Raw genomic sequence first — 6713 nt, 5'->3', positions numbered from 1 at the left:
TGTGTGGGGAATGTGTCATTGCGAGCCCGCAGGGCGTGGCAATCCCACCTTTTGAGATCGCCACGTCGCTTCGCTCCTCGCGATGACAATAAAGAGTATGTTCCTTGCACCTCGCGTTTTCTCCTCATGCCCTTACGCCTCACGGATGTTCCATGTTTTTCGATATACGAACTACGATATACGATCTTCATGAGCCGCCTTTCACCGTCCTTTTTGTTTCTTGTTTGCCATCCACCATTCACTATCGACTATTCACTGCCTTTATACTATTCACCGCCTTATCGTTTCTTTTGCCTTAAACTATCCACTATTCACTATCGACTATCGACTGCCTTTAAGCTATTCACTGCCTTTAAACTATTCACTATCGACTATCGACTGCCTTTATTACCATTTAAACTTCACTCCCCCTGTTGCGGAATGGACGGTCTCTCTCGCTCTCACCTGTGCGTCATAGGCGAGGAAGAAGCTCCAGTTGTCCTTTACCTTTCCCGTTATCCCCAGGGAGAAGACGCCGCTGTCCCTGTCGAACCTGTCGGAGTACACGGTAAAGGAACCTGAAGGCGCACCGGCGAGACGGGCGTCGAGGAGGACCTCGTCGTCGCCGAACTCGTGGACCCAGCGGGTGGATAGTTCGGGGGTCACAAGGAAGGTCTTCGTGATACGAATGTCTCTTGCCACGCGGACACCGAGGGCGCCCTGGAGGGACAGGGTATTCGCGCCGTCTGTAACGAGGCTCAGGGCCTGTGCCCCTCTTTCCGTGAAGCCGCCCCGGTAGTTCTGAAGGGCAAGGAACGAGGCATAGGGGGTGACGGCGAAGCACCCGGTGGCGGGCATCCGGTATCCGCTTTCTATATACCCCGAGAGATCGCTCCCCTTATAGGATCCCTTCGCCACCCGCGAGACGGTCCCGAAGTTGATGTAGCGACTCGTCTCATAGCTGTTCCTGCTGTAGGCAAAGGCGAGGTCCATGTACCACCTGTTGCTTTTGGGGGTATAGGAGCCGTAGATCGCGCCCTGGAGGCTGTCCTCGCTCCCCCTGTCCCTTAAGTCCTTCATGTTCATGTCCGTCTTCGCGTATGCCAGGGCGAATCCGGCCCTTACGGCAGGGGTGAGGTTGAAGTCCATGCCGGCCATGGTGCCGCCGACGGTAAAGTCATACCGGGAGGCGGTGTCATCGCCGTCCCTGTCACCGGTTGTGCCGTATCCCTTTATCCACAGGTTGAAGGGGTCTTTCTTCCCGTCCTTTGTTATATACGAGGCGCCTCCATCGGTAAGGGTCTTCATGTTCGCCGCAAGCATCGTAAGGGGGCTGCCCCGGCCTTCCATCGCATTGGAAGTGAGGGAGGAGGAGCGGCGGAAGAGGTTCCGGTAGAAGTTTGCCGTCCGGTAGGTGTCGATGATCGTGTACGCCGTGTGGGACGTACCGCCCATCTGGTCGAAGGCGTGGCGGACGGAGGTGACATCGAGGCTGTTCAGGACATTGTATATCCCCCACATGTCATCGGAGATGAAAGCGGAAGCGGAAGGAGAGTTCCTGGAGTCGTCGAGGTAACGGGACACGGCCCGCTGGTTGCGGGTCATGGCACGGTCAGCGCCGTTGAGGATCGAGGTCACAATGGCGTACATGTCCAGGCCGTTCGGATCATATTCATAGGACACATGGACGTAGTTGCCCGTATGTTCATACCGGTCGTACGTGCCGTTGAGGCCCGATGCTGTCCCCACGATGAGATGTTTCCCGCCCCTGACGCTGTCGGTATGAAAAATGATGGTGCCCTTTATATCGGCCTTGTCGGCCTTTATTTTCGCGAAGGTGTGGTCTGCGGCAACGCCGACCTCATAGGTGCTGTCCGATCCCTGGGTATAGGTGCCGGCGACATTGACGGCGCCCCTGTTACTTACTGTGCCGCCGGTTCCGAGATTGAGCGTGGCCGTGTTGAACGTGCCCCTTTGCTTGACGCCGAGGCTGCCCGTGTTGAGAAAGCCGTCAGTGGCGCCCCCGCCGACATTTGTAAGCCCGTCTATATTGGCGGTTGCACCTCCTAGAACCGTCGTTTCTCCCGCAATGCTCAGGCTGCTGCCGGTACCGGTCAGGATGGTTTCCCCGCCGGTGAAGGTGAGCGTCTCGAAGTTCCTGGCCTTGAAATCCACCTGCGTGCCGGCGTCGTTGAATTCCATGGTATCCGCACCATCGCCCCCGTCCACCCATCCCGTCACCCCGGTTCCCCTGCGGAAGGTGGCCTTATCGTCGCCTCCACCCATATCGACGGCAGTACCGTTGCCACCGGCTTTGGTGGCCTGGATCGTGCCGGAGTTGTCGAGGGTATCGTCGTAATCATCAGAAGAAAGCCTTATACCGACCTCTCCGCTTATCGTTCCACTATTCGTGATATCGACTTTGCCTATACTAACATAAATGCCCGTTGCCCGGTGTTGCCCACCCACTCCAATGTCGTCTGTGGCCTTGATCGTGCCGCTGTTTTCCACAGTCCCACTGTCGTAGAAATATATGCCGAAATCTTTGTGCGCCCATATGATACCTTCGTTCGTTACTTTTCCATTTACACGAAAAGTGACACCCGTACATCCTTCGACCAGCGAGTCCTTCCCGAGATTTTGGACTATCCCGGAGTTCAGACGGACAGCGTCAACAGAAGCCAAAGGAGCGGTGATACTACCATAGTTCGTTATCGTTGAAGTCGCATTTATGAATATATTCGAATTAATACCTCCAATCATTGATGCACCAACTCCGTTTGTCACATTCATGGCGATTGTGGAAAAAATCGCTCCCCCCGCGCCTTCGATCACGCCTGTGTTATAGACCGTGTTGATTTTATTAGCGTCAATCCCGTTGAAAGCGATCCCCCTATTCGTATCGCTCTTTATTAAATTAGTATTTATTACCGTGCCGTGCTTCATAAAAATGCCATTACCAGTTAGAAGATCACTAGCCGTTTTACGGGCGGCGATGACACCATTATTGTTCACCGTCCCGGTAGTGAAATAAACAGCTGAGCTGGCAGTACTCTCAACCCTCCCGTTCTGCTTGACCTGCAGCGTCCAGCCATCGGAATACGCTGTTATGGCATTCTGCGACCCGGTAACGTGCACATTGCCTGTGTCTGTAACGGTGACCGTCTTGTCAGAACCGGAGTTTGGTTCCTCGTCCAGATTCACCGTGTTTGTCCGCTCGCTGTCGATTGTCACCTGGCCGTAAACGGGACAGAAAACACCCGGCATGGCGACAAGAAGAAACAACATCGCACTAATGATCCCGATAAAGGATAATCTATTCATTTGCATACCTTTTCCCCCCGCTGTTGAATCTTTTATTGTCAGCCCTCAGCGATCAGAGATCAGCCCATGGCAAACTCGATACTCGTCGCTGGTCGCTCGATACTCGATGATCGATTATCGATAATCGACACTGACGGCTTTCTGCCTTTCACCTTTTTCTTTAATTCCACATTGTATTTCTTCCATAGTGGCCGTGAAACAATAATGTTCCCGGTAAGCCATTTTTGGTGTCGAATCGGACAAAGCGAGGAAAACAGGGAAAATGGGAGGATGCGAGGATGGGAAGATGCGAGGATGGGAGGATGCGAGGATGCGGTGCTGGTCGCTCGATACTGGATACGGAATCAGCATAGCGCAAAGCGCATGGCGCATAGCGGAACAACCGTGAGGAGCTTCATTCTTTATTGTCATCGCGAGGAGTGAAGCGACGTGGCGATCTCATGTAGCTTAATTGAATGAGATTGCCGCGCCCTACGGGCTCGCAATGACCAGGTACCTGTTACCTATCGCCTATTACCCATTACCTATCACCCTTCACAATATCTGCTGACAGGCGACCGGCGATCCCTGATTTTACGAGAAAGAAGTAAAAACAGGTTGCACCTCAGCGGGATAATAGGTAAAATGTCTTAATCATCTTTAACGGGAGTCCAAAGACATACAAAGAGGGGTGAAGAGACGGACTTGACGGGATCAGGTTCTCCACAGCGAAGTAATCCTTTTGCGCTTCTTTTTTCTGCCACAGGCAGGTGGGCGATCCGCCTTGTCGGTGATCTGGGCGCGATGGCTGTTTTCTTTTCCCTGGCCTTTGTCAGTATCTTCCAGCGGAAGCAGTTTCGCGAGATCGTGAGACAGGTCTTTTACATCGGCGCCAGGTCGTCCCTGATCGTCATGCTGGTAGGCCTTTTCACCGGTATGGTCCTGGGGCTGCAGCTTTTCTACACACTGGTGAAGTTCGGCTCTGTCGGGGCCCTCGGGTCTGCCGTGTCCCTTTCCCTCATCAGAGAACTGGGGCCGGTCCTCACGGCCATCATGATCACCGCGCGGGCCGGGTCCGCCATGGCAGCGGAGATCGGGATCCTCCGCATCTCCGAGCAGATCGATGCCCTCTATTCCATGCGGATCGATCCGGTACGTTATCTTGTCAGCCCGAGGATTGCCGCCTCGATCATCAGCTTTCCCCTGCTCACCGCCTTTTTTGATCTTATCGGGATAATAGGGGGGTATCTAACCGGGGTGGTCCTGCTGGGGACAAATGGGGGCACATACCTCTACCGGGTGCAATCCTCCATCAATATGGTTGACGTCAGAGGGGGTTTTATAAAATCCTTAGTCTTTGCCCTTATCGTATCATGCATCTGCTGCTTCCAGGGGTATTTCTGCCATATGCGGTCTGACGGTTACGGAGCAAGGGCCGTCGGCCTTTCGACCATCTCTGCTGTCGTGCTATCCTGTGTGCTGATCCTTATCGCCGATTATGTGGTAACATCATTCCTTATGTAGGACAGGTCATGGAAACAATACCGTTGATAGAATTCAAAAATGTCACAAAACGATTCGGCGACAGAACCGTGCTGAACAACGTCAACGTCAAGATATACGAAAACCAGATCACGACGATCATCGGTAAGAGCGGTACCGGGAAGAGCGTGCTCCTCAAGCACATCATCGGCCTGCTCAAGCCCGACGAAGGCACTATCCTTTTTCAGGGAAAACCTGTAGGCGCGATGAAAAAGGGCGAATGGGACGAATACAGGAGCACCATCGCCTATCTGTTCCAGAATAACGCCCTTCTTGATTCGATGACGGTCTTCGAGAATATTGCCTTTCCCCTCCAGCAGACCACGAACCTTAGCAAGAAAGAGATCGAGAAAAAGGTATTGAAAAGGATCGCGGACCTCGAGCTCACCGAGGCCATGGACAAGTATCCGTCGGAACTCTCGGGGGGAATGCAGAAAAGGGTAGCCCTGGCGCGGGCGCTGGTTGAAGACCCGAAGATCGTGCTTTTTGACGAGCCGACTACGGGTCAGGACCCCATCCGGAAGAACATGATCCTGAGCATGATCACCCACTACAGGCGAAAGTTCGGGTTTACCGCTGTCATGATAAGCCACGACATCCCTGATGTCTTCTTTATCTCGGACAGGATCATCGTCCTCTGGGAAGGGCAGGTAGGCTTCGAAGGGACCTATGAAGAGACCGCAAAACTGAAGATCCCATTGATCGACGAATTCTTGCGCAGCCTCGATGGGTTCCAGGACGAATTGACAGGCCTGCTCTCCAGGGAGGCATTCAGGATGCACTATACAACGATGCTGGGCGGTACGACTAAGTTGGTAGCGGTTTCAGCCGCTGTCCTGAACGTCCGGCTCAACATACTGCACGATGCCCTCGGACCGCAGCCTGCCGTGGAGGTTCTGAAGGCGCTCGGCGAATATACAAACAGTCACTTCAACAACGTTGGAGGATTCTCGGCGCGCTACAGCAGGGACCAGATCCTCACCATATTCCCGCACACGTCCCTTGATGAGGCAAAGGAACTGCTCGCGCAGTTTGCACAGAAACTGCAACAAGGGGCCCTTGACAATATAGAGAGTGTTGCCCTGGCAAAGATGGACGCGGAAGAAAGCTTCGATATCTACATCAGGGCAGGCACCACAGAGGTCATGCCGAATGACAAGATCGAGCAGATCATCGAGAGGGCTGAAGCAAACCAGGAGATCATCGCAACTCACCGATGCAATTGTGGAGGGAGCGTAGAATGAAAAAGTATTCCATAGAAACAACGGTAGGTGTTTTCGTTTTGGTCGGTCTCATATGCGTGGGGTATATGACCGTCAAACTCGGCAAGGTTTCGTTGTTCGGGGAAGACACGTACCCGCTTTATGCGCGGTTCGCCACGGTCTCGGGGTTGAGGGCCGGCAGTGCAGTCGAGATATACGGCATTGAGGTAGGCAGTATAACGAGCCTGGGCATAGACACTGAGAGACAGATGGGGCTCGTTGCAATGAAAATCAATAAGGGGATAAAGATATACGATGATGCAGCGGCCACGATTAAGACCGCGGGGCTTATCGGCGATAAACTTGTAAAAATCGATCCGGGAGGATCCGGGGATCTGCTCAAGCCGGGCGGCACGATCACGCAGACCTCGGTGCCGACTGACATTGAAGACCTGATAGGCAAGTATGCCTTTGGAGACGTGAAGAAAGGGCCGGAGAAATCCACCAAGTAACCAGGGAGAATGTTATGAAAAAATGGGTGACTTTAGCAACACTGTTTATCCTTTTAATGGTTCCGTTCCTCGCTTTTGGGGGCGTACCGCTTGACACGGTGAAGACAAACGTGAACAGCGTGCTCGATGCGATGCGCGACCCGAAGCTGAAAGGGGAAGCGGGCAAGAAGGTAAA

At 53.5% G+C, this 6713-nt stretch carries 4 protein-coding genes; 3 read left to right on the top strand and 1 reads right to left on the bottom strand.

All coding sequences use genetic code 11. From position 1 onward, the window contains the following. Window positions 1-387: 387 nt before the first annotated feature. The gene (locus PHU49_06025; GenBank protein ID MDD5243557.1) at window positions 388-3303 is read right to left on the bottom strand and encodes an autotransporter domain-containing protein; all 2916 of its coding nucleotides are present in this window, start codon (window positions 3301-3303) and stop codon (window positions 388-390) included. A gap of 684 nt (window positions 3304-3987) precedes the next feature. Here PHU49_06025 and PHU49_06020 point away from each other — a divergent pair. From PHU49_06020 to PHU49_06010, 3 genes are read left to right on the top strand one after another with little or no spacing between them, the layout of a single operon-like run. Beyond that, the gene (locus PHU49_06020; GenBank protein MDD5243556.1) at window positions 3988-4806 is read left to right on the top strand and encodes an ABC transporter permease; all 819 of its coding nucleotides are present in this window, start codon (window positions 3988-3990) and stop codon (window positions 4804-4806) included. Window positions 4807-4814: 8 nt separating this feature from the next. Then, window positions 4815-6068, top strand: a complete 1254-nt coding sequence (locus tag PHU49_06015; protein ID MDD5243555.1) for an ATP-binding cassette domain-containing protein — start codon at window positions 4815-4817, stop codon at window positions 6066-6068. Then, complete coding sequence (locus tag PHU49_06010) at window positions 6065-6538, top strand: outer membrane lipid asymmetry maintenance protein MlaD (protein MDD5243554.1); 474 nt, start codon at window positions 6065-6067, stop codon at window positions 6536-6538. The genes PHU49_06015 and PHU49_06010 overlap by 4 nt, the downstream gene beginning before the upstream one ends. Window positions 6539-6713: the final 175 nt, after the last annotated feature.

Source organism: Syntrophorhabdaceae bacterium, assembly GCA_028713955.1.
Classification (GTDB): Bacteria; Desulfobacterota; Syntrophorhabdia; order Syntrophorhabdales; family Syntrophorhabdaceae; genus UBA5609.
This window is presented reverse-complemented; position numbering and strand designations above follow the sequence as displayed.

What these genes read in the sequence shown, in the direction of transcription:
- PHU49_06025 (MDD5243557.1), bottom strand. Translation starts at nt 3,303, where the DNA reads ATGAATAGATTATCCTTTATCGGGATCATTAGTGCGATGTTGTTTCTT.
- PHU49_06015 (MDD5243555.1), top strand. Translation starts at nt 4,815, where the DNA reads ATGGAAACAATACCGTTGATAGAATTCAAAAATGTCACAAAACGATTC.
- PHU49_06010 (MDD5243554.1), top strand. Translation starts at nt 6,065, where the DNA reads ATGAAAAAGTATTCCATAGAAACAACGGTAGGTGTTTTCGTTTTGGTC.